General features: G+C 40.1%; 28 protein-coding genes and 1 tRNA gene. 5 read left to right on the top strand and 24 right to left on the bottom strand.

The window, feature by feature from the left end:
* The first annotated feature begins 29 nt into the window (after window positions 1–29).
* The 4 genes from KHA99_RS12350 (at window position 30) to KHA99_RS12335 (ending at window position 4,800) form a co-directional block, all read left to right on the top strand.
* Window positions 30–818 carry a hypothetical protein gene (locus KHA99_RS12350; protein WP_213117740.1) on the top strand — a complete coding sequence of 263 codons (789 nt, stop codon included), beginning with the start codon at window positions 30–32 and terminating at the stop codon, window positions 816–818.
* Window positions 819–1,625 carry a radical SAM protein gene (locus KHA99_RS12345; RefSeq protein WP_213117739.1) on the top strand — a complete coding sequence of 269 codons (807 nt, stop codon included), beginning with the start codon at window positions 819–821 and terminating at the stop codon, window positions 1,623–1,625.
* Window positions 1,626–2,071: 446 nt separating this feature from the next.
* Window positions 2,072–3,154 carry a hypothetical protein gene (locus KHA99_RS12340; RefSeq protein ID WP_213117738.1) on the top strand — a complete coding sequence of 361 codons (1,083 nt, stop codon included), beginning with the start codon at window positions 2,072–2,074 and terminating at the stop codon, window positions 3,152–3,154.
* Between the two features lie 437 nt (window positions 3,155–3,591).
* On the top strand, window positions 3,592–4,800 hold the full coding sequence (locus KHA99_RS12335; protein WP_213117737.1) for a protein kinase domain-containing protein: 1,209 nt from the start codon (window positions 3,592–3,594) through the stop codon (window positions 4,798–4,800).
* A gap of 247 nt (window positions 4,801–5,047) precedes the next feature.
* Here the strand turns inward: KHA99_RS12335 and KHA99_RS12330 are convergent, their stop codons facing one another.
* The 6 genes from KHA99_RS12330 to KHA99_RS12305 all read right to left on the bottom strand — a co-directional run bounded on the left by KHA99_RS12330 (window position 5,048) and on the right by KHA99_RS12305 (window position 9,653).
* Window positions 5,048–5,812 (bottom strand): hypothetical protein, encoded by a 765-nt coding sequence (locus KHA99_RS12330; protein ID WP_213117736.1) that lies wholly within the window; start codon window positions 5,810–5,812, stop codon window positions 5,048–5,050.
* A 350-nt stretch (window positions 5,813–6,162) separates the two neighbouring features.
* Window positions 6,163–6,654 (bottom strand): GIY-YIG nuclease family protein, encoded by a 492-nt coding sequence (locus KHA99_RS12325; protein WP_213117735.1) that lies wholly within the window; start codon window positions 6,652–6,654, stop codon window positions 6,163–6,165.
* A 606-nt stretch (window positions 6,655–7,260) separates the two neighbouring features.
* A complete protein-coding gene (locus tag KHA99_RS12320) occupies window positions 7,261–7,647 on the bottom strand; it encodes a hypothetical protein (protein ID WP_213117734.1) in 387 nt (128 codons plus the stop codon).
* A 28-nt stretch (window positions 7,648–7,675) separates the two neighbouring features.
* Window positions 7,676–8,149: an HNH endonuclease gene (locus KHA99_RS12315; protein WP_213117733.1), complete on the bottom strand. Its 474-nt coding sequence runs from the start codon at window positions 8,147–8,149 to the stop codon at window positions 7,676–7,678.
* 349 nt (window positions 8,150–8,498) lie between these two features.
* The gene (locus KHA99_RS12310; RefSeq protein WP_213117732.1) at window positions 8,499–9,458 is read right to left on the bottom strand and encodes a tyrosine-type recombinase/integrase; all 960 of its coding nucleotides are present in this window, start codon (window positions 9,456–9,458) and stop codon (window positions 8,499–8,501) included.
* A 123-nt stretch (window positions 9,459–9,581) separates the two neighbouring features.
* Window positions 9,582–9,653: transfer RNA gene (locus KHA99_RS12305), tRNA-Arg, on the bottom strand.
* A gap of 235 nt (window positions 9,654–9,888) precedes the next feature.
* Here KHA99_RS12305 and clpP point away from each other — a divergent pair.
* Window positions 9,889–10,491, top strand: coding sequence for an ATP-dependent Clp endopeptidase proteolytic subunit ClpP (gene clpP / locus KHA99_RS12300; protein ID WP_213117731.1), 603 nt, complete (start codon window positions 9,889–9,891; stop codon window positions 10,489–10,491).
* 84 nt (window positions 10,492–10,575) lie between these two features.
* Here the strand turns inward: clpP and KHA99_RS12295 are convergent, their stop codons facing one another.
* The 18 genes from KHA99_RS12295 to KHA99_RS12210 all read right to left on the bottom strand — a co-directional run bounded on the left by KHA99_RS12295 (window position 10,576) and on the right by KHA99_RS12210 (window position 26,919).
* Window positions 10,576–10,833, bottom strand: a complete 258-nt coding sequence (locus KHA99_RS12295) for an HPr family phosphocarrier protein (RefSeq protein ID WP_213117730.1) — start codon at window positions 10,831–10,833, stop codon at window positions 10,576–10,578.
* Between the two features lie 76 nt (window positions 10,834–10,909).
* Window positions 10,910–11,860 carry a DNA-binding protein WhiA gene (gene whiA / locus KHA99_RS12290; protein WP_213117729.1) on the bottom strand — a complete coding sequence of 317 codons (951 nt, stop codon included), beginning with the start codon at window positions 11,858–11,860 and terminating at the stop codon, window positions 10,910–10,912.
* Window positions 11,861–12,041: 181 nt separating this feature from the next.
* Window positions 12,042–13,025 (bottom strand): gluconeogenesis morphogenetic factor MgfK, encoded by a 984-nt coding sequence (gene mgfK / locus KHA99_RS12285; protein WP_213117728.1) that lies wholly within the window; start codon window positions 13,023–13,025, stop codon window positions 12,042–12,044.
* Window positions 13,022–13,918, bottom strand: a complete 897-nt coding sequence (gene rapZ / locus KHA99_RS12280; protein ID WP_213117727.1) for an RNase adapter RapZ — start codon at window positions 13,916–13,918, stop codon at window positions 13,022–13,024. The genes mgfK and rapZ overlap by 4 nt, the downstream gene beginning before the upstream one ends.
* 21 nt (window positions 13,919–13,939) lie before the next feature.
* Entirely contained in the window at window positions 13,940–14,398 is a 459-nt protein-coding gene (locus KHA99_RS12275) for an 8-oxo-dGTP diphosphatase (RefSeq protein ID WP_213117726.1), read from the bottom strand.
* Window positions 14,399–14,763: 365 nt separating this feature from the next.
* Window positions 14,764–15,714, bottom strand: a complete 951-nt coding sequence (gene trxB / locus KHA99_RS12270; protein WP_213117725.1) for a thioredoxin-disulfide reductase — start codon at window positions 15,712–15,714, stop codon at window positions 14,764–14,766.
* Between the two features lie 119 nt (window positions 15,715–15,833).
* Window positions 15,834–17,330 (bottom strand): tetratricopeptide repeat protein, encoded by a 1,497-nt coding sequence (locus KHA99_RS12265; RefSeq protein ID WP_213117724.1) that lies wholly within the window; start codon window positions 17,328–17,330, stop codon window positions 15,834–15,836.
* Window positions 17,331–17,605: 275 nt separating this feature from the next.
* A complete protein-coding gene (hisIE, locus tag KHA99_RS12260; RefSeq protein WP_213117723.1) occupies window positions 17,606–18,235 on the bottom strand; it encodes a bifunctional phosphoribosyl-AMP cyclohydrolase/phosphoribosyl-ATP diphosphatase HisIE in 630 nt (209 codons plus the stop codon).
* A 66-nt stretch (window positions 18,236–18,301) separates the two neighbouring features.
* Window positions 18,302–19,063: an imidazole glycerol phosphate synthase subunit HisF gene (gene hisF, locus KHA99_RS12255; RefSeq protein WP_213117722.1), complete on the bottom strand. Its 762-nt coding sequence runs from the start codon at window positions 19,061–19,063 to the stop codon at window positions 18,302–18,304.
* A 21-nt stretch (window positions 19,064–19,084) separates the two neighbouring features.
* Complete coding sequence (hisA, locus tag KHA99_RS12250) at window positions 19,085–19,813, bottom strand: 1-(5-phosphoribosyl)-5-[(5-phosphoribosylamino)methylideneamino]imidazole-4-carboxamide isomerase (RefSeq protein WP_213117721.1); 729 nt, start codon at window positions 19,811–19,813, stop codon at window positions 19,085–19,087.
* A complete protein-coding gene (gene hisH / locus KHA99_RS12245; protein ID WP_213117720.1) occupies window positions 19,810–20,436 on the bottom strand; it encodes an imidazole glycerol phosphate synthase subunit HisH in 627 nt (208 codons plus the stop codon). Before hisH ends, hisA begins: the two co-directional genes overlap by 4 nt.
* Before the next feature lie 61 nt (window positions 20,437–20,497).
* Window positions 20,498–21,085: an imidazoleglycerol-phosphate dehydratase HisB gene (gene hisB, locus KHA99_RS12240; protein ID WP_213117719.1), complete on the bottom strand. Its 588-nt coding sequence runs from the start codon at window positions 21,083–21,085 to the stop codon at window positions 20,498–20,500.
* A 12-nt stretch (window positions 21,086–21,097) separates the two neighbouring features.
* Window positions 21,098–22,372 carry a histidinol dehydrogenase gene (gene hisD / locus KHA99_RS12235; RefSeq protein WP_213117718.1) on the bottom strand — a complete coding sequence of 425 codons (1,275 nt, stop codon included), beginning with the start codon at window positions 22,370–22,372 and terminating at the stop codon, window positions 21,098–21,100.
* Window positions 22,373–22,375: 3 nt separating this feature from the next.
* Window positions 22,376–23,005 carry an ATP phosphoribosyltransferase gene (gene hisG / locus KHA99_RS12230; RefSeq protein ID WP_213117717.1) on the bottom strand — a complete coding sequence of 210 codons (630 nt, stop codon included), beginning with the start codon at window positions 23,003–23,005 and terminating at the stop codon, window positions 22,376–22,378.
* Complete coding sequence (locus KHA99_RS12225) at window positions 23,002–24,171, bottom strand: ATP phosphoribosyltransferase regulatory subunit (RefSeq protein WP_213117716.1); 1,170 nt, start codon at window positions 24,169–24,171, stop codon at window positions 23,002–23,004. The genes hisG and KHA99_RS12225 overlap by 4 nt, the downstream gene beginning before the upstream one ends.
* A gap of 503 nt (window positions 24,172–24,674) precedes the next feature.
* Window positions 24,675–25,208 (bottom strand): acyltransferase, encoded by a 534-nt coding sequence (locus KHA99_RS12220; protein WP_213117715.1) that lies wholly within the window; start codon window positions 25,206–25,208, stop codon window positions 24,675–24,677.
* A 140-nt stretch (window positions 25,209–25,348) separates the two neighbouring features.
* Window positions 25,349–25,984, bottom strand: coding sequence for a pyrophosphatase PpaX (gene ppaX, locus KHA99_RS12215; RefSeq protein ID WP_213117714.1), 636 nt, complete (start codon window positions 25,982–25,984; stop codon window positions 25,349–25,351).
* Window positions 25,984–26,919, bottom strand: a complete 936-nt coding sequence (locus KHA99_RS12210; protein WP_213117713.1) for a nucleoside recognition domain-containing protein — start codon at window positions 26,917–26,919, stop codon at window positions 25,984–25,986. Before KHA99_RS12210 ends, ppaX begins: the two co-directional genes overlap by 1 nt.
* Between the last annotated feature and the right edge of the window lie 7 nt (window positions 26,920–26,926).

Here is a 26,926-nt window from a genome sequence, read left to right as displayed (position 1 = left end):
TATGAATAAAATAAAGAGAGGTGCTAAATTTGAGTAATCAAGAAAGGCCTAGCAAATTTTACTTAACCAATACTATTTTAGAAATAGTGCTATTTACTTTAGCTGCTTTAGTTTTAAATTTATTTCTAGGAAATGATATGTTTAAAAGTGCCGTAGCTACTGCAATAATTGCCATAATTCTAGAAATCATTTTAAAAGTCAAAGGAATCAGCCCTTTACTAAACAAAGCAAAAAAAGTAGAAACCCTATATGAAAATTTAGAAAAAAATGGCGTTAACAATATTTATTTCATGTATGACCGTAATTCTAAAAAAGAGAGAAATGAAAAAACTCAAATTGCTATTAGTGAAGCCTCTTATATGTATTTATTAGCTGAAACAGGTCGCTCATATATAGATGCTTCAACAGATAGACATTGGAAAGAAGTTAAATCACAGTTAGATAAAAGTACTTCTTTCAAAGTACTTTTAATACATCCAGAATGTGAAAATAAAATTGTACGAAATAAATTAAATAATTCCACTGGAGTTGACAGGAAATTGAATTTTGAAGAGTTAAAAGTTCTAGTATCAAAGTATCAAACTTTAGAAATTCGATTTACTGATCAAGTTTACAATACACTTTTCTTTACGAACAACTATATGATATACGACCCTTATCATTTAGGGAAAACCTCTGAACGTTTAGAAAACAATTTTTTAGCAATTGAATTTGATAGTTCCAGTAGTAACTATAAAACAATGAAAAGTCATTTTGATTACTGTTGGAGTAAAAGCAAATCGATAGAAGATGTAGAAGTAGAGTTAGGAGGTGTTTAATTGAAAAGACTAATCCTTACATACAATCAAAGTTGTAATTTAAATTGTAAATTCTGCTATATAGATTTTCATCATAAAAAAATTGAAGATAAAACTATATCTATAGTAGAACAAGCAATTCAATTAGGATTCGACATCATTACATTTGGTGGTGGAGATTCATTTAGTAAAAGGGATTTTCGTGAAGCATGTAAAATAGCACATCAAAATCATCTTTTTACTCATGTTGATACTAATACGTTAAGTATTAATGAATCTGACTTTAAATTCATTGAAGAAAATATTGATTTGTTAGGTGTTTCCATCGATGCTATTGGCGATTATTATAATCTATTTAGAGATTCTCACCGCCTTTTTCAAAAACTTAATCATACATTACAGCAATTAGAAAAGTACAATATCGAAATTAAAGTTAATACTATATTAACTGCACAGAATATAAATTCTATACCTGATATTTTTGAATATATATCCACTTTTAAAAATATAAAACGTTGGAGTATATACCAATTTTCCCCTTTATCTTCCGCAAAGAAATTCGAAGATATATACAAAATATCAGATAGTGATTTTGAACAAACCTTAAAATTTGTAAACACTTCAAATACAGATTTAATTATAGAAAAAAATAGATATGCAAATAGAGTGGATGGTTATATATTTTGTGATGAGGAAGGGAACTTATACACAAACAATATTAATGGCAAGTACCTTCCATTAGGGTCTATTTTTAATGAAGAAGATATAAAAAATGTGTTTTCAAAAAATATTTTGATTAACCCTAAAATAAAAAAACGTTATACATAATTATAAAACTTATCGCATCGGTAATGTTTCTTACTATTTAATAAACGATTTTATAGCCTGTTTAAATCATCTATATTTAATAGAAAAAGAGCAGACTTCCTTATCTGCTCTTAATTAATAAAATCGATATTTTATTATTTAACCAAGGATAAAGATAAAAAACTACTAGAAGCGGCTATTATCCCACGATTCAAACCTACAATTTTGAACAATAATTCTACATTCCGTTTTAAATCTAAAAAACCTTTTTTCCCAAAAAGTCAATTTTATGGGAAATTCGTGCCAAATCATTGCAGATATTATCAACGTAATCTTTCCATTTGTACTTATCTTATAGATGCCGATTGATAAAATGTTACATATTTCCAATTAAATATCTCCAAAGGCAATCTCCTAATAAAAATACGTTATAATAGTAGTACACCACCGAAAAAGGAGTAATTATATTGAATATAAATGAAATTGTATCAAATGGCTTCAGTATTAATGATATAGAGAGAAAATTTTCGAGCTTTGCTTTTATATCGTTAAAAACTGCACTTAATTCATTTTTCTCTACATATAAAAGTTCCACATTATTTATTCACAGTATCCTAAATGGTGGTACATCAAATATCAATGAAGTAGATCGTCAGTATGCAACAGATTATATTGAACACTATGCAGAAACAATAATTCATTTTCAGCACTTTATTGAATTAGTTTGTAAGGAAATCTTACGTGAAAAAAATGAACTATTAGTACTTAATATTGATAGACAGCATGAGATATTCTATAAATTACTAAACAATGAAGAAGTCACCTCTTTAGAGCTAGAAGGTATTAGAACTATTGAATTCAATACCACTTATGAACGATTATTTAATTTAATTAAAGCAGGAAAATTAGACTCAAAGTATAATTTTTTTGCAACTCAAAAAAACAAAGACGCTCTAAACAAATTAAATACTCTTAGAAATCGCATATGGCATAGAGGAACGTTCGTTTTGCGTTATGAAGCACTGGACGTTTTTATTGGAAAGTTTATATTACCTATAATTAATGAAATTATTTCATTACCCGAGTTTATGAGTCTTAAATCCAGTTGGAGTTATAAGCCTCTAACTTTAGGAATAGATCCACTTTCTGAAATAATTATTGAATGTTCTAAGGATAGTTATAATGCAGGGAAAGTAGCATTTATAAAAGAATTAGGAAGAGCAGCTTATAATAACCCCTTGCACTTTAAATTCAAATTTTTTAATGACGAAATAATAAAACATTCCTTAAATACAGCTGAAGCTGAATTAAATGCTTATCATTCACAAGCTACAGCCATATACGATTGTCCAGTTTGCGGAGTTAAATCATTAACCTCCTATGAAGATTCAGACGGTGAACAAGAGTCAGATGGAAGTTATAGTTCTTATTGGACATTTTCATGGTATATCAAATGCCACTGTTGCTCATTTAAAATTAGCCGTGAGTTAAAAAATCCAAAAGAGTATGGTTATGATTTACCAGATTATTGGTACAGTTACGATCATTAATTTCATCTATGAGGAGCTTTTAAATTAGCTCCTTATTTTCATTTGTGTTTTTTTACCGAAATAACAATCACACAGACTTAGATATATCCTATTTCAAATTAGTAGTCATCACAAAATAAAAGTAAGGTTTTTAATCCATTACAAAACGACAATAAAAAAAGGCAATAAAATCGCCATCATAACCATTTAATTAATATTTGATTAATATAAGCAGTTTTGGAAAATTCCTGACTTGTGGATGAATCTGTCTAACCCTTGCTCCTATTATGAATATGCGATAATACCCCTAATAATTTACATTTAAAAATAGAGATCCCTTTTAAGTCCCTACTCCTTAATTTTCAAACTGAAATTTCCAATTAGAGATCTAATTTTTTTAGTAAATATGGTAAAATTAAGCAGTAACAATCAATATACTAAGTGATAGGAATGGTGTTATGTCTGAGTTAGATAACTTCTTACAAATAAAACACAACCAGTTTTCAAGTAAATATAATTCTGAAAAGATAGACTTATATAAGGAATATTACACCGGTTTTGGTAATGCACATCTAACTGAAATCTTTTCAATTCTTCATAGTAACTTAAATGACCTTTTCTCTTTTATGAATAGTAAAAACGGTGTATATGGGGGGCATTTTAATGCGGCAGAGAGTAGAGAACTGTTAGATATTATTGAACAAATAAGAATACTTCAAGCCAAGTTAAAGAGTGAATATAGTTTTGAAATTGACCAGTATTACATGGAAATTATTAATTCATGCAGAAGTTTTCTAAAGCAAAGCGGTGGCAGTAGCATTCCCGAAGAATTTCCAATTATCGATATAATCGAAGAAAGACCAATGTTTATAAAAGCTAATATTACAGAAATTCAAAGCCCTGAAAACACAAGTAAAATAACTCTTCATCAAATTGGTGGCGGTTCATATGCTAAGGTATTTAAATACAGTGACCCTCATTACGGAACAGAATTTGCTGTAAAACGAGCAAAAGATGATTTAAGAGAAGATGAGCTTGTGAGGTTTAAAAATGAGTTTAATGATCTAAAGAATTTGGATTCTCCTTTTATTATTAAGGCTTATACATATAGTGATGAAAAAAATGAATATACGATGGAATTAGCTGATCAAACCTTGGAGAAATTTATGAGATATAATAATAACTCTTTGTCTTTTGCATCAAGAAGAGCATTCATAATCCAGCTCCTTAATGCTTTTGAATACATTCATCAAAAGGGGCTTTTACATCGAGATATTAGTTATCAAAACATTTTAATTAAAAAATTCGAAGACGGAACTAATTTTATAAAAGTGTCGGATTTTGGTTTAGTAAAGCGACCTGAAAGCTCATTAACAAGGCAAGGAACAGAAACTAAAGGGGCAATAAATGATTATTCAGATCTTGATATAGTAGGGTTTGAAAATTATGAAATAAGGCATGAAACCTTTGTCCTTGCAAAAGTAATCTACTATATATTAACAGGAAGAGAATCAAACTATCACAAAGAAGAGAGTGAACAATTAAGAAAGTTCATTCTTAAAGCTATTGGAGATAAGGAAAATCGTTTTAACAATGTCGCTGAAATGAAAAAAGTATTATTAACTGAGATATTTCCATCTGTCCGAAACCAACAAGAACAAGTTTAAATAACATTATTAGCTTGTAATTTAGTTTCATTCCAAATTCAGTTACTTTCAATTTAAAGTTCTAAAAGCTTTTATTTTCGATACTAAACTTTCAATCTTCGCAAAATAAAACGTTTACTAATTAAGAAAAAAGGTTAATTAGTAAACGTTTTTTCAAGTAAGAATATCTCAGTTTTTAGTATAGTAATGTCCTTGTATTCAATTATTTGCTTCAATATAAAAAGAAGAGCGTCAATTAAGAGACTACTCATTCTTCTGATACACCATCTCTTCCACCTTTAAATTTTTTATATTCGGTTTTATAATGGAACTCAGCTTCCGAAGCAGCCCATTTAACAGTATGTTCTTTATGAATCCATCTTGTGCAGTAGTTCTTTGTAGTTGAGTTATTGATATGAAAGTGTATAAAGTATAAGATTTCTTCATCATGCAACGCTTTTAGGTATTCTACAACAGACTTTCTGTTTATCTTCGTATTCTTTACTATAGTATCAATCGCAGTATATGATATTGGATTGTTGCTTACAGTGTAGAATATATTACCTATCATATTGAGATATGTTGCAAATATTTTAGGCTTATAATCACTTTTCATTACAACTATCTTTTGAATATCTTTATAGAACACCTTAGCGAAACCCCATTCTTCTTCCTTGCCTGTTGGTTTGATAAAGTAGTTGTTAGCATGCTTTAATTCTTTCACCTTACTTTCCATTGTTACATCTTCAAAAATCTCGATATGTCCCATCTCTTGCAATCTGAGAAGGGATTCATTTGTTCTTATTTTAGTCGTACTTTGTTCCGTACTCATTCCAATGAATCTCATCATGTGAATAACTCCAGTATAAGCTGCTCCTTGAAAGTTATTAGCAAGTGTTTTAATTATTGCTAGATGGTAAACGTCTAGTTCCCCATTCTTTCCTAAATCTTTAGTTTCCATTAGCGATTTGGAAATCTTAATAAACGATTCTTCCCTTTCTTTTTTTGTAGTTGATATTGTTTCTGTACTCACTCTTTTCTTTCTCCTTTTAAATTGTATTTTTCAATCTTCCCCGCCCAATAGAGAGATTTCAGAGAAGCTTGTTTGAGGGGAGCAAAAGGAGGCTTTGCCGACTTGCCCCCTACATTTCTATCTATTTAATTTCTTCTATCTAATATTCTTCTATCTATTCCCTCTTCGAAATTGACCGATATCATTGAAAAAGACTAACGGTTTTAAAGATAGGTGGATACCCGATTTTTCGGTGGTGTTTTAAAAATAGTGACCGTGTTTTTAAGTGGGGATTTATGCATATAAAAAAACCCCACCCATTATTTAGTTCGAAAAGGGATTGTATCAAGCTTAATATAGATACTCTCGTTTCACTTTTTCTTAGGCATAAGTGTTTGCTTTTTAGGATTGGTTTTACAGTATCTTGATAGATTCCCAGTCCTGTTTGCTAAGGCTTCATCGATCCTTTCCACCGAAACCTCACCGCGCCATTTAATGATTAAATCCTCTCTCATAGCAGAAAACGTCCACTCACGATCGGTTTCATTAACAATTCTGCCTATTACTCTTTGAATTGAACGAATTTCATATCTAGGATTTTCCGTTTTATTGAATTGAGGAATCCACTCTTGGATAAATCTTGACTCCTCTTCCTTTAATTCATCCTTTGCCAAGGGTTTAAAGATTACTTCAATATCATTAGGAACTTTTTTAACTAATTGCATCAATTTAGGATTGCAATGTTGACTACTTTCCTCTTTCAAATACCCAGAATAGAATCTTTTCCAAAAATTATCAGTCTTACCTACGTACTTTAAACCGCCCTTCAAATGAAAAAAGTACAGACCACTTTTCTTATTCAATTTTTCTTGATTACTACTTATCTCAGTAAATTTAAGTCTAAGTAATTGGTTGGACACTCATATTTGAAGTTAGTGTATGCCCTCACCCTCGACAATATATCATTGTCCGACACTACGATTTTCAGCAACTTCATCACCCCACTTTCTTTAATTGAATTTGATTTACGTTGTTTAGATTATTGTTAGCCGCTCCTTAAACAACGCAAAAAAGGAGCGAATCTACATGCTCCGCCCTCATTAGAAAACACACTTCTCCCCTGTCTATTAATAGGCATAATACATCCTATCCATTTCAGTACGTAACAGGTATAGATACAAGTGTGCCTCCTAATGAGGCGGTTGCATGTAATTCACTCCTTGAATAGTTTTATAGTTTAGTTGAAAACATTATAACACTATTGATCTCATATCACAATATATCTCTTTTGATTACAACTATTTTCCAACATTGTCTGAATGGTTTGAACGATTAGGCATAGCCAACGTACCTACTACCTCTTTAAATCAACGGATAACCGTCGAAGGCAGTTTCTATATCTGCTTACCCTACTCCCGTTTCTTACAGCATCATTTGTAACTTATTTCAAAAAACAACCAGATAAGTCTTTATATCTTAAATGAAATATCATATTTTTTATCGAGACCCATGCTCTTTACTACAAAGTACTTTTCTATTAATCTTTTAATCGTGGTACTCTTTACTACTAAATGGTCAGTAGCAACCACTTCAAAGCCATCATAAAATACCTCTATCAACTCTCTTTGCCAAACATCATTATTTAACAATCCATCTAGCTTTTCTCTTGTTAAAACAATTTCTTTTTTCCCATTATTATAAGTAATATAGTCAGTATTATTTTTTCTACTAGAAATCAAATAAGTTATGTAGGCACTAAAGTTCCCTCCATGGAATTTTTCCGCTTGTTCCAGAGCGTACTGATGTATGTCTTCTCTCAAACTAATACTTTTTTTAAAAATAATCTCCTCTTTCAATATTCGAATCCCCCTACCATTGAAATTATTAATTTCTCTTTATTTTGGAAATAGTGACCATAAACTCTTCCAAAGAAAGATTCCCCTTCTTTAGATTGCATTTCTTACAAGCGCACACACAATTACTTAAAGTGGTTTCTCCCCCTTTTGATTTAGGAATAATATGATCAATGGTATTGCCTGTCCCTCTACAATACCTACAGACATATCCGTCTCTTATTAGGACAATTTCTTTTATGTTTAACTGCTGGATAAGTGAGCTATTTACAATTCCACCAACCCCATCTTTTACCATTTCTACTGCCTCCTCATAGGAGATTCTATAAAACTGAATTCTAGACTTTGTTTTTACCCTTACCTTTATACTAGATTTTTCCGCCAACTTTTCAGTGTTAAAAATGTCTTTTGAGCCATTTCTATTAAAATATTTACACTCATGGCAATACGACTTCCTTCTACTCTTATCACGTCCATTAGATGCAAACCTTGTGTGACCTTTCATTTTATTCCTCCCATTTCTATGATTCTTCTAATATAGCATACCATTGAGGAGATTCCAAATAATACCAGTTAGGCAAAAGTATTGCAATCCTTAATCCAATAACTAACTTCTATTCATCAAATCCATGATTCTGTTAGGGGATACCTTAAACAAAACAATTGCAATATAATTTCAGATTTTATGTTCGAAACAAAAACATTTTTTTCATCGTCCAAATGGTTAGCTAACTACCAAATTCTTATGTTACAAGAAGAAGATAAATTGAAAATTAAGTTTTAGCTAATAAAAAGAGAACAGCCACACGACTGCTCCTTAGCTAAATCATTGATTTTAGTTTTTCAATTAACTCTTATTCAAAACCTTTCTCAATTGCTTGTTCAAGGTCTTTTCCATAAATCTGAACATAACGCTGGAGCATTTCAAGGTCGCTATGACCCGTCAATCTCTGTAGAACGAATAAATTTACTCCAGCTTCCACTTTTAACCGACAGAACGTCCTTCGAAATGCGTGTGGACTTACTGGGACTTCGTTTTCGACCTTTGAAACCACTCCGTAATGTTTCAGTCGCTCTTGTACCGTCCGAGCGTTTATTGGGGCATTCTCGACGCTTACAAACAGAGCATCAGTCTCCTCTAAAAGCCCTCGTTCTGCGACATATGCTTTCAAAACCGTCCTTAACCGCTTAGTCATCGGGACACGTCTTGCGTATCGATTTTTAGCTTGTTGAATTATAACTTCCCCATTTCCTTCAAATGATATGTCTTGAACCTTAAGTGAACAAAGTTCTTTAAGACGAAGTCCAACATGAGCGAACGTTAACATAATTGCGAGGTCACGTAAGCCAACAAATTGTGTTATATCTGGAGCATCCAATAATTTGTTCAACTGTTTCTTCGTAAAGGTCGCTCCAACGGTGTGCCGTTTCTTCAATTGTGACACCCCGTCAAAAGGATTCCTTTCAATGTAATCTTTTTTCAAACAGTAATTCATAAAGGTTCTTCCTGCTCTCATTCTTGCATTGATTGAGGAAATGGCTCTTTTCTTCTCCAACATGTATTCGATCCAACTTTCAATGTCATTTGTCTTGAGAATCCTCAAGTCTTTCAATGAAATCTCAATTTCAACTAATGCTCTAGAGAGTCCTTTCAGTTCTTTATCATAAAATTTGACCGTGTCTGGTGAAAGTCCTTTAATCTTACAATGCTTAAGAAATTCCTCTGTTGCTTTCTGAAAGTCTTTAGAGGGTTGCTCCTGCTGTTGAACCAATTTTTCCAATATGTTTGTGCTAACTGATTTTCTTCTCGACATAATAATGCCCTCCATTACGTGTTATTCGTTGCGTGGTACACGAGAATGAAAAGCACCCAGACAAATTAAATGAAAAAAGACCTCGTGTCTGTTGAAAACTCAACAAACACAAGGTCTCTCGTACGCCCTCGGCAGGAATCGAACCCACATTTTAAGAACCGGAATCTTACGTGCTATCCGTTGCACCACGAGGGCAAAATTATTAGCGACTTTTACATTATACAGCGAGTTATGTTTTTTTGCAAGAGGATTTACTGTTATAGTATTTATAAGAGTCCATTACGGTTTTAAAAATCCTGAAGATTGGTTATCCTGTATGAGGGAAAGTTGTCGAACATTTTTAAGGTGAATCGTTTGACCTTTATTGACCATCAGTGTATGATAACTATACATAAGTTTTTTACCTTTTCTATTCAAAGGAGGAAGAAAAATGAATTTGATTCCTACAGTCATCGAACAAACGAATCGCGGCGAAAGGGCCTATGACATTTATTCCCGTCTGTTAAAAGATCGGATTATCATGCTTGGAAGCGCCATAGATGATAATGTTGCCAACAGCATTGTAGCGCAATTGTTGTTCCTTGAAGCGGAAAATCCTGAAAAGGACATTACTCTTTATATTAACAGCCCGGGCGGCAGCATTACAGCCGGAATGGCCATTTATGATACCATGCAGTATATTAAACCACATGTATCCACTGTATGTATCGGTATGGCAGCGTCTATGGGCGCTTTCTTGCTTGCAGCGGGGGAAAAGGGCAAGCGCTTCGCATTGCCGAACGCTGAAGTGATGATTCATCAGCCGTTAGGCGGAGCTCAAGGCCAGGCTACTGAAATTGAAATTGCCGCCAAGCGCATTCTATTCCTTCGCGAAAAACTAAACGGCATTTTAGCTGAGCGCACTGGCCAGCCAATTGAAGTACTTCGCCAAGATACCGACCGTGATAACTTCATGACTGCTGAAAGAGCGAAAGAATATGGCTTAATTGACAACATCATTACACGCAATATTCTTGATAAGAAAGACAAATAATACTTATAACGGGCAATCGGCGGCATGCCGATTGCTTTTTTAATACAAAAAAGCTGGTCTCGAATGTGAGCCAGCTTTTTTTTCTTAATGATCCTTCTGAATAAATTCTGATAATGCCTTAATGGCGGTTTCTTCATCAGAGCCGTCTGCAATAATATTAATGACAACGCCTGAACCGACAGCTAGGCTCATTAAGCCCATAATGCTTTTGGCATTTACTTTCTTGCCGTCTTTCTCTAGGAAAATATCTGCCGAAAAGCGGTTCGCCTCCTGTACAAATAGGGCAGCAGGACGCGCCTGTAAACCAGTTCTTAATTTAACTTCTACTTCTTTAACCAACATTTCAAATTCCTCCTCATTATCCCACTATAATATAAAATGAATGCTCATTCTTTAACAAACTATTCTAAAATTATATCTACTTCACAGATGGCATTTCTCCAGCCCTCAGCCTCTCGGCAATTTCATCAATTTTACGCAGGCGATGATTGATGCCGGATTTGCTAATAGACCCGCCGGAAACCATTTCACCCAGTTCCTTTAAGGTAACATCTGTATAATTCAACCGAAGTTCAGCTATTTCCCGCAATTTATCAGGTAAAATCTGCAGGCCAACCGTTTGATCAATGAACCGGATGTTTTCTACCTGCCTTATTGAGGCACCGATTGTTTTATTAAGATTGGCGGTTTCACAGTTTACCAGGCGGTTAACGGAATTACGCATGTCCCTGACAATTCGGACATCCTCAAAGCGGAGCAGGGCATTATGCGCGCCAATAATATTTAAAAACTCGGTTATCTTTTCAGCCTCTTTTAAGTACGTAATATAGCCTTTTTTGCGCTCAAGCGTTTTGCTATTCAAGTCAAATGTATTCATCAATTCACATAAGGAATCATTATGCTCCTTATATAGTGAAGCAATTTCCAAGTGATAGGAGGATGTTTCCGGGTTATTCACGGAACCTCCGGCCAAAAACGCACCACGCAGATAAGAACGCTTACAACACTTCTTTGTTATCAGTTCGGGGGAGATATCATGGATGAAGGTAAAACCCTCACCAAGGATTTTCGTATCCTCGAGAATTTCCCTGGCCTGCTCTGCCAAACGCACGATGTAAACATTGTTCTTTTTCAAGCGCATTTTTTTGCGGACAAGCAGCTCAACCTGAACCTGGTAATTCTTTTTAATCAATGTATAAATTCTTCTGGCAATCGCAGCATTTTCGGTTTGAATATCGACAATGATTTTTCGATTTGAAAAGGAAAGGGAACCGTTCATGCGGATCAGCGCTGAAAGCTCAGAGCGGCTGCAGCAGGATTTCACTTCCAAGTTCGTTAATTCCTTTTTCGTTTCCGAAGCGAAAGACATTCCCTCACCTCCTTATGACCAACACTAACATAAATATTCCTTTTTGAAAGTAATTTTTTAAAGAAAACTTGCCGATTGGCGAGCCCCTAAGGGCGAAGACAGAGGCGTAGTTGCACTTATACTTTTTTATTAGCTCAAAAAAGAACATGCCAAATAAGCTTTTTAAATAATATTAACTTATTTACGCTTCATAACGTCTTTTGGTTTCATTTATTAACAAATTATATAAAATTTTTGCAACCTTCTTCGGGTCATGCCTTAGCGCGCCGTTTTCTAGATTGGCAATGTCGGCATAAACCGTCTCAAGACCAAGCTCGGTTAACCGGTCCACATCGTAGAGGACAGGATGGGCCAATTCCTCATTATAGCGAAGCTGAACATCCTGCGGAATTTCTTCATTATTCACGAGTATCGTATCGATAAACGCTCTGCTCATATGATCATAAATAGCTCGCACATGATCGCTAGCAGTATAGCCATGCGTTTCGCCGGCCTGTGTCATCAAATTGCAAATGTAAACCTTTTTGGCATGCGAACGACACACCTCATCGCCTAGCCGTGGAACAAGCAGATTAGGCAATAGACTCGTATATAAACTGCCTGGTCCAAGAATAATAAGGTCGGCTTGTCGGATGGCCTGAATCGTTTCCGGAAGCGGCCTGATTTGCTTTGGGGTCAAAAATACCCGGTTAATTTTTTTTCCGGAATAGGGAATTTTCGATTCTCCTGATACAATCGTGCCATCCTCCATTTCTGCATGCAACACAACACTTTGGTTGGCAGCAGGCAGCACTTTTCCCCTTACATTCAGAACCTTGCTCATTTCCTGAATCGCATGAACAAAATTACCAGTAATTGAGGTCATCGCGGCAATAATCAGGTTGCCAAGCGAATGGCCAGATAGTTCATTTGACGTCTTAAACCGGTGCTGGAACATTTCCTCGACAAGAGGCTCCACATCGGAAAGTGCCACCAAAACATTACGGACATCACCTGGCGGAGGAACATGCAGGTCCTCACGGATTCGCCCTGAACTGCCGCCATCGTCTGCGACGGTGACAATAGCGGTAATATCAACAGGATACTGCTTTAAACCTCTAAGCAAAACAGGTAACCCTGTGCCGCCGCCGATGACGACAATTCTAGGCTGCCAAAATTCTTTCATGTTGTCTTTTCCTTTCTCCGCTCAATGTCACGGTGAGAAACAATCGTCTTATAATCCTTTTGGAAAAATCGGCCAATGTATTCGGCGAGCGCCACAGAACGATGCTGGCCGCCCGTACAGCCAATCGCAATCACCAATTGGGCCTTGCCTTCCCTTTTGTAATGAGGGAGCATGAAACTCAGAAGGTCGGTTACTTTTTCCAAAAATTTCTGTGTTTCATTCCATTTTAAGACATAGCTAGAGACATCCTCGTCGAGTCCTGTTTTCGGGCGCATATGTTCAATATAATGCGGATTGGGCAAAAAGCGCACATCAAAAACAAGGTCGGCGTCAATGGGAATGCCGTGTTTAAAACCGAACGACATAACGTTAACTGTAAAAATTAATTGTTTATTCGCCGTAAACTCCGTTAATATCTTCTCACGTAATTCCCGCGGTTTCATCTGGGAAGTGTTGTAAATTAATTGCGCCCTGCCTTTTAACTCCTCAAGAAGCTCCCGTTCAAGGGTAATTCCTTCAAGAGGCGACCCTGACTTCGCGAGTGGATGGGACCGTCTTGTTTCCTTATAGCGGCGGACCAATGTGGCATCATCCGCATCAAGGAATAAAATCTGCGGTGTAACCCAGGAGGTTTCTGCAAGATTATCATCCAACGCTTTAAAAAGATGATCGAAAAACTCACGTCCCCTTAGGTCCATGACAAGGGCAACTTTATTCATTTTATTCCCTGATTCCTTCATAAGTTCTAGGAATTTCGGCAGTAAGGTAGGAGGCAGATTATCGACACAGAAGAATCCTAAATCCTCAAAGCTTTGGATGGCGACTGTTTTCCCTGCGCCGGACATGCCAGTAATAATGACCATTTGGATATCGCTTGTCGAACCGGTACTCATTTTGATTCCTCCTATTTCGAATTAACCTGGATCTAATCGGTAACTAATCAGCTGAAAGTCTTTTGTATAAGTAAAAGTACCGTAAATCATTCCCTTGCCGTGGATCATATAATCGATAATATGGTAGTCTCCGGCTGCCATCGGCAAGCCTTTTATTTGGTCAAAAAGGTGCCATTCAAGCTTGCCTTCTTCCGACTCATCAAGGTCTAAGCCGTCGGAATCGTGGGCCACAAAGGTAAACATCATCCACTCCGACAGAAGTTGGTCTCCCTCCATCATAATCATTGTAAAAATTCCTTTTAGCTGGGGATTCTTTAAATATACGCCCGTTTCTTCACGGTATTCCCGGATGCAGGAATCCCGGACCGACTCGCCCGGCTCCATTTTCCCGCCTGGTGCCACCCACCAGCCGCGCCGCGGTTTTTGCAGCAACAATACCTTATTTTCTCTAATTAACACACAATTGGTGACCCGCTGCACAACATTTCACCCTCTTTATATAAACACATATTGCAAAATATCTTAAGATAACAACCTCATATATTCTTCTCATTATACTATTTTTATAACCCGCTCACAATCAATTGAAAATTGATATTTCTGTAAATTCCCTCTTGCAAATATTACAATTGGGGCTAGTTTCCTTTTAGCGGGACCCTTATTAGTTATGTAGCTTTCTTGCTAAACACAAAAAAAGAGCACAGGCTGCTGGACCTGTGCAGAAAAGGTATATATTTTTAAAGGGGGTCAATTTCCATAATCATACTATATTTTTATTTCACTACTGTTACAGTTCAATTAAAACAGGATTAACTTTTTGTAAAAAATGTTGGGAAACTTTTTAATTATTTTTTCAGTTTCATTTCCTCTTTCAATTCTTCCACATAGTGCTGGGCTGTTTGGGCAGCAATACTACCGTCGCCAGTCGCCGTTACAATCTGGCGTAGTGTTTTTTCACGGATATCTCCTGCTGCGAAAATGCCCGGCACCTTTGTTTCCATTTTTTCGTTTGTTTCAATGTAGCCATTTTCGTTTGTTATGCCTAAGCTCTCGAATGGTTTAGATAGCGGCACCATTCCGATATAAATGAACACACCGTCTGCAGGCAGGGTTTGTTCTGTACCATCCACTGTTGACACCAATGTTACACTGCCAACCTTACCGTCCTTATCATTAATCGATTTAATGGTATGATTCCAAATAAAATCGACCTTTTCATTGGCAAAGGCGCGATCTTGAAGAATTTTCTGTGCACGAAGCTGGTCACGTCGATGTACGATGGTAACCTTAGATGCGAATCGAGTTAAGTATACACCCTCTTCAACTGCAGAGTCCCCTCCGCCGATGACAAAAAGCTCTCTATTTTTGAAGAATGCCCCGTCACAGACCGCACAATAGGAAACTCCGCGGCCGCCTAGCTCTTTTTCGCCTGGTACTCCGACTTTTTTATACTCTGCACCTGTTGTAATGATGACAGAATAGGCTTTATACTCCTTTGATCCGGCTTTGACCAATTTATAATCGCCATGATCAACAACCTCTTTAATGTCACCGTAAGCATATTCGGCACCGAACTTCTTCGCATGCTCAAACATTTTCGTTGATAAATCTGGACCTAAAATGCTTTCAAAACCCGGATAGTTTTCAACATCCTCGGTATTGGCCATCTGGCCGCCCGGCATTCCCCGTTCAATCATGAGGGTCGAAAGATTTGCACGTGATGTATATACAGCAGCTGTCATCCCGGCAGGACCCGCCCCAGCAATGATGACATCATAAATTTTTTCTTCAGTCATGGTCGTTTTCACTCCTTGTATAAAAAAAACGATTAAGTTTAGCTTTCCCAACTTAATCGTATTAAACAATTGATTTATAGTCCAAAAATCTGCTCATTTCCGGGGATTTCGGGGTGATTTTAATTTAAAAGCTCATTGACTAGCTTTACGTATTTTCCGATTGTTGCCGATGAGGTTCCGTAGCGCTGTGCGATTTCCTGCTGGGACACTTTTTCACTGCGCAGCCTGTGCCAGACGTACTCGACTGCACCTGCCCAGGCGCTTTTATTTTTCAATTGCATATTTGCTTTAAACATTTCCACAAAAACGGAAAACCACATTAAATATAAACCGGCCTCAATTGTCCCAATCGGCTGATGGTTTTCGTAAAACAGCTCGGCGACTTCCTGCGCGTCGGCCGTCCGTGACGGTCTTCCCGACCGGATTAACGAGATGTATTCCTTCTCCAGTGCCGTAAATTTCTGGTTTTGAAAAAGGCGCTTTGAAGTGATGATTTCATCCTTTTTATCCGAAACAGTTGTCAGGAAAAGAGCAAATAGCCGTTCCTCGACATAGTCGCTTTCTAGTTTTTGAAAAATCGATCCTGAATGGTCCTCAAACCCGTTTGCACGGTCCTGCTCATTTGTATTCCACGGTTCCTGGCCCTCTTTGTCAGGGCTAATTTCCAGAAGCTTTTTCCAAACGTTTTGGGCGAAAATTTCCCTGCCAGTGAAATAAGCAGAATAGGCGAGCCAATAATAAAACGGGCCATCCCCATCAAAGCCGTTTTTATATAATTTTTTCAGCCATACATAAGCATGCTCATATTCGCCAACAAGTGCGAAAGAAGTTCCAAGCTTAAATTGGTGTTCGCTTAAGAGCGGCTGAACTTTTTTCAAGCTATCGAACAGCTCATTGACATATTTGGTACGCCCTTGATAATGGGCAAATATCATTTTATTGCATAGTGCGTGCAGATTCCCAGGGTTCTTTTTCAAAACATCATTTAAGATGGCGTCCGCCTTCTCGCTTTTGCCTAAATAGAAATAAGCGAGCGCTAGGTTGTTGTAGGCAGACCAGTATTCCGGATAGTCCTTGATGACTTCCTTTAATAGTTCAATCGCTTTTGGGAAATAACCTGATTCGAGAAGCTCGCGAGCTTGCTCCTGTTTAACGATTAGGTCGTCTTGCTGAAAGAACTCATCAGCCAAATCATCCGACTCCAATGCGAGAAGCTCAAGCAATTCCTCCGCATCCTCTGAAAAATCACCACCTGCATCCAATTCCATATAAAGGTTGGCATGGTGATAAGCGTCTTTAAAAAATCCCAAATGGGCATAATTATTTGCTAAGAAGTAGTGGCACTCCACCATTTCGTGGTCAAGATCTTCAAGGATGAGATGCAGGAGTCGGTTGGAATCTTCAAACTCGCCAAGTTCAGTCGACACAATGGCCAGCTGGCACGCAATCATCGGTTCGCCCGGCTCAAGCTGCAGCGCCCGTCCTAGATATTTTTTCGCTTTGAAAAAATCACGGCGATGGTATGCCTTAATTCCTTTCTTGAAATAATATTCCCCCGTAGGAACAAATGAAAGTATTTTCCCCTTTTGCATTCTTGCTTTTGCGTCTTTACTCATGCAGTCCTCCATCATCCATTAATAACTAATGTAGTATAACACAATTCTGACTTGTACGAGAAGGATTTAGGGCTTTGGGCGGAATGGAAAAATTTCCGGAGCTAAAAAATGGGGGAGCAGCCAGTAAAATGATGTTTTTGGCGAGTAAATTCTGAAATTGTTGCGAGTAAATGTTAGATTCCGACGAGTAAATCCGAATTTCGGCGAGTAAATTGCAAAAATCGGTGAGTAATTCCCAAAACAGGTAATTTTCCCATAGAAAAACCGGTCCAAAATCAGGACCGGTCCTTGTGTCTTTCTTCCAGTGTCCGCAAAACTTCCTTAAATGGAAGGCCTTGTTCCACCAGCAATACCTGCAGGTGATAGAGCAAGTCGGCTGCTTCCCATTTCAGTTCTCCATGGTCGCGGTTTTTAGCTGCGATGATGACTTCGGCCGCTTCCTCACCGACTTTTTTCAAAATCTTGTCTACACCTTTTTCAAATAGGTAAGTGGTATAGGCACCTTCCGGCCGCTCACGTTCGCGGTCCAAAATAACCTTTTCTAGGGTTTGTAAAATTTGATAGTCCCCTAGGCTGGATTTGCGATCGGCAACCTCTTCCCCTGAAAAACAGCTGACCGCTCCTGTGTGACATGCAGGTCCTTTCGGATTCACCTGTACAAGAATGGCATCCTGGTCGCAGTCGTATTTGATGCTGACGACAGACTGAGTGTTGCCGCTCGTTGCACCCTTATGCCACAATTCCTGGCGGGAGCGGCTGTAGAACCAGGTTTCACCTGTTTCCAATGTTTTCGCAAGCGACTCTTTATTCATATAAGCCAGTGTCAAAACTTCTAATGTTTCTGCATCTTGAATAATGGCAGGGACTAATCCCTTTTCGTCAAATTTGATAGTGTCCGGATTCATCGGACCGTCACTTCCTTTTTTGAAATCGAACTTAGTTTTTGATAAAATCTTATGATCGCGCCCTAGTTAACGGACGGCCAGTCCCTTTTCGCGCAAACAGCTTTTAACTTCCTGTACTGAAGTTTCTTTGTAATGAAAAATGGATGCGGCAAGTGCGGCATCGGCTTTACCTTCCAAAAAGGCTTCAGCAAAATGCTCCGCGTTTCCGGCACCGCCTGAGGCAATAACTGGAATCGTAACGGCTTCACTGACCGCCTTCGTAAGAGAAAGGTCAAAGCCGTTTTTCTCGCCATCGCTATCCATGCTGGTCAATAAAATTTCCCCAGCGCCAAGCTCCATTGCCTCCCGCGCCCAATCGATTACCTTTTTTTCAGTTGGCTTTCGGCCGCCATGTGTGTATACCCTCCAAGTCCCAATCTCGGAATCATATTTTGCATCGATTGCTACAACTATACATTGCGAACCAAAAAAGTCGGCCCCTTCACGAATGAGTTCCGGATTCTGGACCGCCGCAGTATTCAAGGATACCTTATCTGCCCCGGCACGAAGAATTTTTTTCATATCTTCCAATGAATTGATGCCGCCGCCGACCGTAAAAGGAATGGCCAATTCGGAGGCAACCGCCTTAACAACCTCAACCATTGTCTTCCGTCCCTCAACTGAAGCAGAGATATCAAGAAACACAAGCTCGTCTGCCCCTTGCTCATCGTAAATCCGCGCCAGTTCTACCGGATCGCCGGCGTCGCGCAGTTGGACAAATTGAATTCCCTTTACTACCCGCCCGTCCTTTACGTCCAAACAGGGTATAATTCTTTTAGTTAAAGTCATGATTTCTCCCCCGCCCCTGTTTTAAAGCTGACCAATTTTTAAAGCTTCCTTTAAGGTAAATCTTTTTTCATAAAGGGCCTTGCCAACGATTGCCCCGCCGATTCCTTTTGCCGTGGATAGGGCCTGTAAATCCGCTAGGCTGCTCACTCCGCCTGAGGCAATGACGTTTTTGCCAGTAACTTCGGCTAGTTCACTGACAGCAGCAATATTTGGTCCAGAAAGCATTCCGTCAGTGGCAATATCGGTAAAAATAAAGGTCTCCGCCCCAGCCTCCGCGAAGCGTTTCCCAAGCTCAACCGCCTTCACTTCAGAAGTGTCGAACCAGCCATGTGTAGCCACATAGCCATTTTTCGCATCGATTCCTACTGCAATCTGCCCTCCGTACCTTTTAATCATATCAATAGCGAACTCCGGATTGGAAACGGCAATGCTTCCTATAATAACTCGGTCCACATTATTCTCCAAATAATGGGCAATATCAGCCTCCGACCGAATGCCGCCGCCGATTTGGATTTTCACATTAGCGAGCTTCTGAGCAGCCTCAATCACAAAACGGTCATTCACGCGCTTGCCATCCTTTGCCCCGTCAAGGTCCACCATATGGATCCACTCGGCGCCATCAGCCGCGAAGGACCGGGCCATGTCAAATGGAGAATCGCCGTAAACTGTTTCTTTGTCGTAATCGCCTTGCAGAAGGCGGACACATTTCCCGCCCCGCATGTCAATTGCGGGATAAATTGTGAATGTCATCGTACCGCCTTCCTTTCAACTGCTATTTTTAAAAAATTATCAAGTAGGGCCATTCCAAGCCGGCTGCTTTTTTCGGGATGGAATTGCATACCGAAAATGTTATCACGGCCGACAACAGCGGATACCTGTTCATGGTAATCCGCTTTAGCAACGAGGACCTCGGAGTTCTCCGCATTAACAAAATAAGAATGAACGAAGTAGACATAATCCTCTTCCAACTTGCTAGTAAGCGGCGAGGCATTCACGAACTCAAGCCGGTTCCAGCCCATGTGGGGAACCTTGTATGGTTCACCGTTCTCGGAGCGGCCAGGGAAACGGCGGACACTGCCCGGCAAGAGACCAAGACCTTCTGTAAAACCATTTTCCTCACTGTTTTCAAACAAAAGCTGCATGCCAAGGCAAATACCAAGAAGCGGTTTTCCGGTGGCAGCAAATTCCTTTATTGTATCTGCAGGCAGACGCTCCATCGCATCACGAAAGGCACCAACCCCAGGCAAAATCAAGGCATCAGCCTCAAGCAATTCACTATGATTGGCTGAAATAAAATAATCTGCCCCCAGACGTTCCAGCGCCTTGCTGACACTAAATAAATTCCCCATGCCATAATCTACAATACCGATCATATAAACATCCTTTCTGGTGCAGTGGCACGCGGTGCCTGTTACTCCCCGAATTTTCTAGAATCTACAACATTCCTTTTGTAGATGGAACACCTTTGATGCGCGGATCGATGGTTGTAGCTTCATCGAGTGCCCGGCCGAGTGCTTTGAAGACAGCCTCAATCATATGGTGAGTATTTTTTCCGTAATGGACGATTACATGGAGATTCATCCGTGCCTCCAGGGCAAGCTTCCAGAGAAACTCATGAACCAATTCGGTATCGAAGGTTCCTACCTTCTGGCCAGGGAACTCCGCACGCATTTCCAGATGTGGGCGATTGCTAAGATCGACCACTACCTGCGCCAATGCTTCATCCATTGGAACAAAAGCATTGCCATAACGTTTGATACCACGTTTGTCGCCAAGGGCTTCACGAAGAGCCTGCCCCAGACAAATGCCGATATCTTCCGTTGTGTGATGGTCATCGACTTCAATGTCACCATTTGCATCCACTGTTAAATTAAATTGTCCGTGTTTCGTAAACAAATCGAGCATGTGGCTTAAGAATGGTACACCTGTTTCCAGGTTGGAACTTCCTTCGCCATCCACATCAAACGTCAGCTTTATATTCGTTTCATTTGTTTTTCTATCCACTCTTGCAACTCGTTCCACGAGCTCACCCCACTAGTTATCGTTTTTTAGTCTTACCTCAACAGCGCGGGCATGGGCCTCAAGCCCTTCCATTCTGGCAAATGCCGCAATTTTTGCGCCGTTAGCCTTTAATGCTTTTTCACTATAAATAATCACACTGGATTTCTTTTGAAAATCATCGACGTTGAGCGGGCTCGAAAAGCGTGCCGTTCCATTTGTCGGCAGCACATGATTCGGTCCGGCAAAATAGTCGCCAACTGGTTCAGAACTATACCGTCCGATAAAAATAGCTCCAGCGTGACGAATTTTCCCTAACAGCTCCATTGCGTTTGCTGTAATAACTTCAAGGTGTTCTGGTGCTAGCTGGTTAACCGTTTCAACCGCTTCATCGATATCGTTCGTCACGTAAATAGCACCGTAATCGGCAATTGACCTGGCAGCAATTTCTTTGCGCGGCAGCAAGGCAAGCTGTTTTTCAACCTCGATAGCAACCGCCTCGGCCAACTCCTGTGACGGTGTCACCAACACACTGCAAGCCCGTGGGTCGTGCTCGGCCTGGGATAACAAGTCAGCCGCCACTTCGTCTGCCCTGGCTGTTTCGTCTGCTAAAATAGCAATCTCACTTGGGCCGGCAATCATATCGATGTCGACGTCGCCGAATACTTCGCGTTTAGCAAGCGCTACGTAGATATTTCCAGGTCCGGTAATTTTATCAACAGGCTGGATTGACTCCGTTCCGTAAGCCAGCGCCGCTACGGCCTGGGCTCCGCCAGCCTTGTAGATTTCTACTACACCTGCTTCTTTAGCGGCAACAAGTACCGCTGAAGGCAGTTTCCCATCGGCACCCGGAGGAGACACCATGACAATCCTCTTCACGCCGGCAACCTTTGCAGGAACCACGTTCATCAGCACTGATGAAGGATAAGCCGCCGTTCCGCCAGGAACATACACGCCTACTGAATCAAGCGGGGTAATTTTTTGCCCAAGAATAGTGCCATTCTCCTCCGTTGTCATCCAGGAAGGACGCAGCTGTTTTTTGTGGTATGTACGGATATTTTCCGCTGCTTCCCGAACGATGGAAATAAATTGGTCATCAACCTTCCCGTAAGCTTCTTCAATTTCCTCTTCTGTTACGGAAAAAGAAGACAACTTTACACGGTCGAATTTTTCTGTGTATTCTCTTAATGCCTCATCTCCGCGGCTGCGGACATCTGCGATAATTCCTTTGACAGCCGCCTGCTGTTCGGAGGTCCCGGCCTCTATCGACCTTTTTATTGAAACTAGATCCTGCACTCTTTGAATTTTCATTTATTAAACCCCCACCACTTCATGAAGACGCGCAACCAGATCGTCAATCTGCGCATCCTTAATTCGGTAGCTGACCGGATTGACAACCAGCCGTGAAGTCACATCGACAATTCTTTCATACTCAACCAGTCCGTTTTCCTTAAGGGTACGTCCAGTTGAGACAATATCAACAATCCTGTCCGATAATCCGATTAATGGGGCAAGTTCAATGGAGCCATTTAATTTAATGATTTCCACCTGCTCCCCCTGCTCACGGAAATAAGCTTCAGCGACATTCGGATATTTCGTTGCCACTCTTGGCGCCACTTCGTTCATTTTTGTATCCGGAAGACCGGCAACTGCCAGATAACAATAGCTGATTTTTAAATCAAGAAGCTCATAGACATCGCGTTCTTCTTCGAGTAATACGTCTTTTCCGGCAATGCCTACATCGGCAACGCCGTGCTCGACATAAGTGGCAACATCCATTGGCTTTGCGAGAATGAAGCGCAGGTTTTCCTCGGCAACATCGATGATGAGTTTGCGGGAATCATCAAATTCAGGCGGCAGCTTATAGCCTGCTTTACGCAACAATTCCGCTGCTTCTTCAAAAATTCGCCCCTTTGGCATGGCAATGGTTAATACATCTTTCATCGCTGTCCACCCCCAATTAAAAAGGTAGTCCCGGCAAATTTCTTTGTGAAAGCATCAAGGTCTTTTACACCGGTAATATCCTGAAGCACTGTTCTCGTTCCTTCCTCATGCATTTTGCGGGCGAGGTCAAACGCTTCCTTCCTGTGTTCCTGACTAAACAAAATGCAATGCCCGGTAGTTTCCGTTTGGCCGCCTCCCATTGCCTCGAGCAGCATATCAAGCCGGACCGCAAACCCTGTTGCGGTTGCATTTTTTCCAAACTTATCAAGTAAGCTGTAGCGGCCGCCGTTGCCAATCGGAAAGCCGACATTCCCGGCATAAACCTCAAATAAAATGCCAGAATAGTAGCTCATATGACTGACGATTGAAAAATCAAACTTCACATGTTCTTCGACACCATAATCCTTAATGACATCCCACAGCTCTTGTAATTCTGTGATTGCCTGCTTGCCTTTGTCATTTTCAATAACGTCCAAAGCGTATTCGATTACCTCTTCACCACCCCTTAGCTGTAGCAGCTTCAAGAGCCTTTGTTTATCAATCGAAGAGAGGTTAAAGGACTGGACGCTTTCACGATAGCCGACATAATTTTTTTCATATAAAAACTTCCTTAGTGCTGTCGCCCTGCCGTTGGTGCCAAGAATCTGCATGAACAGTTCCTGGGAAAATCCGACATGTCCGATTGAGACTTGAAATTCCGACAAGCCTGCTTTTTTTAAAGAAGAAATTAATAAAGCTATCGTCTCACCGTCGCAGGAGACGGTATTGTCATTCAAGTATTCGACACCAATCTGCTCAAATTCAGCAGGCCGGCCGCCCTCGCGCTGCTGGGCCCGGTATACATTTGCCGAGTACGCCAATCTAACGGGCAAGTCCTCATTTAATAACTTGGAAGCTGCCACGCGTGCAATCGGAGTTGTCATTTCCGGCCGTAAAACGAGGGTATGCCCCTCTTTGTCAAGTAATTTAAAAAGCTGGGCATCAAGAATCGCCGATGCCGCGCCAACGGTTTCATAGTATTCAAGAGTCGGGGTTTCAATAAATTGATAGCCCCAAAGCTTCATCGTTTCCGCAATTGCGGAACGTACTTGATGCTTTTTTTCATATAATTCTGGGAGCGTATCCCGCATCCCTAAAGGCTTTTCAAACATAAACAAGCGGCTCATCTTTCCCATCCTTTTCCGAACACTTTAGTCTGCTAATGTATTAGAGAAGTAAAGTTAATTATATGTAGTTTAAACCTTGTCGTGGTTTTCGTCAATGAAAAAACATTGAATATTAAGACTAGAGGTGGGATTCCTGTTTGAGGGTATTGACTTATTCGCCAAATCTTATGTATTATTCGCCGGATTCCTGATTTTATTCGCCAAATCGGGTAACTTATTCGCCAAACCGGGTAACTTATTCGTCAAAAATTAGTTGTTATTCGCCAAACGCTATTTTTTTAAAAATGCCTTTTGAAAAAGGTTGCTTTCAAGGACCAGACTGGGGGTATCCGCCAAACTTAGAGGGTTATCCGCTGAATCCTCGTTAATATCCGCCAAACCCGTTAATTTATCCGCCAACTTTAACTGAAAATCCGCTGAAACCCTGTAAGTATCCGCCAAACTAAAAAAACCACCTATTAAAAAAGCCTGGTCAAACACCCCAGACCAGACTTTCATTTCATTTATTCTTTTTTTGCATAAATCGGATCATCGGCCCACCGATCGGCCTGCTGCTCTTTTGTATAAATGACCTGCATTGGGTTGCCCCCGACAAAATAGCCGGGAGGAACATCCTTATGTACCATCGTACCCGCTGAGACAATGGCCCCGTCGCCAATCGTCACCCCGGGCATGATAAGCGAGTTGGCGCCGATCATCACTTCGTCCCCGATGATAACATCACCCAAGCGGTATTCCTTTATCAAATACTCATGGGCGAGGATCGTCGTATTAAAACCGATGACCGTGTTGCGGCCAACGCTGATTTTTTCCGGGAACATGATATCCGGCATAACCATCAGCGCGAACGATGTCTTTTCCCCTACCTTCATGCCGAGAAAAGTTCGATACAGCCAGTTTTTCACACTCATAAAAGGAGTATAGCGCGCCACCTGAATAACAATAAAACTTTTGGCAACCTTCCAGAAAGACACCGTTTTATAGACCTGCCAAAGGGAGTTCGCGCCCTCGACAGGGTAGCGGGTCGTTTTCCTCATTTTTCTCACTCTCCGAGGATTGTTTATTTTTTATAGAAAACTCGCCGATTGGCGAGCCCCTTAGGGCGAAGACAGAGGCGTAGTTGCACTTATGCGTTAAGAAAGAATAAAGCTTTCAACAGAAAGTTTATACTTTCTTATTAGCCAAGGATTGTTAATAAATCCGGCATTTCCTCTAAGATGTAATCTGGATTTTGCTCGGCAATGTGATCGCGGCCTTTAGCTGACCAGGCGACACCTGCCGTCAACACCCCAGCATTTTTCCCGCCCAAAATATCGTGGAGATTATCGCCGACCATCATCGCTTCAGATGGAGACGAGCCAAGCTGTTCCAATGCTTTCAAAATTGGTTCTGGATCCGGCTTGACCTTGGTAACATGGTCCAAAGCAATGACCGTTTCAAAAAACGAATCCATCTTCGTCAAGCGCAGCCCCATCATCGCCACATCAAGACGTTTAGTTGTAACGATCGCAAGCTTGTAGCCCTTTTCCCTTAAAGCTTGAATTGTTTCAAATACACCAGGGAATTCCTTCACAAAGGCATCATGGTTTGCAACATTAAAAGCCCGGTACTCTGCAATCATATCGTCTACCTGCTCAGGGTCTACGGTGCTAAACGCCTCACTAAGGGTTGGACCCATGAATGGTAAAACATGCTCGCGCTGATACTTGCCGGGATAAAATTTTTCCAATGTATGCAAATACGATGCGATAATTAATTCATTTGTATCAATCAAAGTTCCATCTAAATCAAATAGGATTGTAGTAATTTTCACTATTCCGCTTCCTTTCTTAGTAGACCTGACCGCCGCCAAATGGTGCCGACGATTAAGGTTAAGATAATCGCTACCCCCAGCCGGATTAAGAACAACGGCCAAACTGGGGTGCCTAGCGGTACAAAAATTAATGTATCCTCGACAACTGCATGACAGGCGACGAGAAAAATAAATGCCAAGGTCACGTCTTTATGGCTGACTCCGTCCTCTTTAACGGCTTGAATCATGACGCCTGCACCATACGCTAGCCCGAATAAGAGACCTGCAGCCATGGTCGTGGAGGTATTCTCCTGCATGCCAAGCGATTTGGTAACAGGAGACATCGTTTTCGAAAACTTTTTCAACCAGTTGATATCCTTCAAAATCTGAATGACCACCATTAGCGGAATAACAATCATTGCGAGTTGCAGGATACCGAGACCCGCTTTTTCAATCGATTGTAAAAAGATTCCGCCAAGGCTTGATGGATGCCCTGTTTGTGCTTCGATTAAGCCGTACTTGGCTGGGGCGCTGCCGCCATGCCAGACAAGATTAATCACTGCAGCAGAAACAATCGCCAATCCCAGCCTTGTTGTCAGGACGACCCAAAGCTTGACGCCAGCCTTCATCGCAACACCGGATTCGATAAATAAGTTGTGTGAAAAGGATAGCATAATGGCTAAAATAAACACTTCTTTTACGGAAAAATCGAGTGTTAAAATGGCTCCGATTGCAGCATAAAGGTTCAGGAAATTGCCGAGAACAAGCGGAATGGCGGCATCTCCAGAGAGTCCCAAAAGCTTCATCAGCGGGGAAATCAGCTTGATAACCCAAGGCAATACTGGTGTATACTGCAGCACGGCGACGATAAGCGTAACTGGAAAAATAATTTTCCCCAATGTCCAAGTTGTCTTTAAGCCGGACAGCAGTCCGTTTTTAATCGAGTTGAACAGCATTTCCCCA

It is taken from the genome of Neobacillus rhizophilus (genome assembly GCF_018343535.1).
Taxonomy (GTDB): domain Bacteria; phylum Bacillota; class Bacilli; order Bacillales; family Cytobacillaceae; genus Neobacillus; species Neobacillus rhizophilus.
This window is presented reverse-complemented; position numbering and strand designations above follow the sequence as displayed.

What these genes read in the sequence shown, in the direction of transcription:
- KHA99_RS12335 (WP_213117737.1), top strand. Translation starts at nt 3,592, where the DNA reads ATGTCTGAGTTAGATAACTTCTTACAAATAAAACACAACCAGTTTTCA.
- KHA99_RS12315 (WP_213117733.1), bottom strand. Translation starts at nt 8,149, where the DNA reads ATGAAAGGTCACACAAGGTTTGCATCTAATGGACGTGATAAGAGTAGA.
- KHA99_RS12310 (WP_213117732.1), bottom strand. Translation starts at nt 9,458, where the DNA reads ATGTCGAGAAGAAAATCAGTTAGCACAAACATATTGGAAAAATTGGTT.
- clpP (WP_213117731.1), top strand. Translation starts at nt 9,889, where the DNA reads ATGAATTTGATTCCTACAGTCATCGAACAAACGAATCGCGGCGAAAGG.
- KHA99_RS12295 (WP_213117730.1), bottom strand. Translation starts at nt 10,833, where the DNA reads ATGTTGGTTAAAGAAGTAGAAGTTAAATTAAGAACTGGTTTACAGGCG.
- whiA (WP_213117729.1), bottom strand. Translation starts at nt 11,860, where the DNA reads ATGTCTTTCGCTTCGGAAACGAAAAAGGAATTAACGAACTTGGAAGTG.
- mgfK (WP_213117728.1), bottom strand. Translation starts at nt 13,025, where the DNA reads ATGAAAGAATTTTGGCAGCCTAGAATTGTCGTCATCGGCGGCGGCACA.
- rapZ (WP_213117727.1), bottom strand. Translation starts at nt 13,918, where the DNA reads ATGAGTACCGGTTCGACAAGCGATATCCAAATGGTCATTATTACTGGC.
- trxB (WP_213117725.1), bottom strand. Translation starts at nt 15,714, where the DNA reads ATGACTGAAGAAAAAATTTATGATGTCATCATTGCTGGGGCGGGTCCT.
- KHA99_RS12265 (WP_213117724.1), bottom strand. Translation starts at nt 17,330, where the DNA reads ATGAGTAAAGACGCAAAAGCAAGAATGCAAAAGGGGAAAATACTTTCA.
- hisIE (WP_213117723.1), bottom strand. Translation starts at nt 18,235, where the DNA reads ATGAATCCGGACACTATCAAATTTGACGAAAAGGGATTAGTCCCTGCC.
- hisF (WP_213117722.1), bottom strand. Translation starts at nt 19,063, where the DNA reads ATGACTTTAACTAAAAGAATTATACCCTGTTTGGACGTAAAGGACGGG.
- hisA (WP_213117721.1), bottom strand. Translation starts at nt 19,813, where the DNA reads ATGACATTCACAATTTATCCCGCAATTGACATGCGGGGCGGGAAATGT.
- hisH (WP_213117720.1), bottom strand. Translation starts at nt 20,436, where the DNA reads ATGATCGGTATTGTAGATTATGGCATGGGGAATTTATTTAGTGTCAGC.
- hisD (WP_213117718.1), bottom strand. Translation starts at nt 22,372, where the DNA reads ATGAAAATTCAAAGAGTGCAGGATCTAGTTTCAATAAAAAGGTCGATA.
- hisG (WP_213117717.1), bottom strand. Translation starts at nt 23,005, where the DNA reads ATGAAAGATGTATTAACCATTGCCATGCCAAAGGGGCGAATTTTTGAA.
- KHA99_RS12225 (WP_213117716.1), bottom strand. Translation starts at nt 24,171, where the DNA reads ATGAGCCGCTTGTTTATGTTTGAAAAGCCTTTAGGGATGCGGGATACG.
- KHA99_RS12220 (WP_213117715.1), bottom strand. Translation starts at nt 25,208, where the DNA reads ATGAGGAAAACGACCCGCTACCCTGTCGAGGGCGCGAACTCCCTTTGG.
- KHA99_RS12210 (WP_213117713.1), bottom strand. Translation starts at nt 26,919, where the DNA reads ATGCTGTTCAACTCGATTAAAAACGGACTGCTGTCCGGCTTAAAGACA.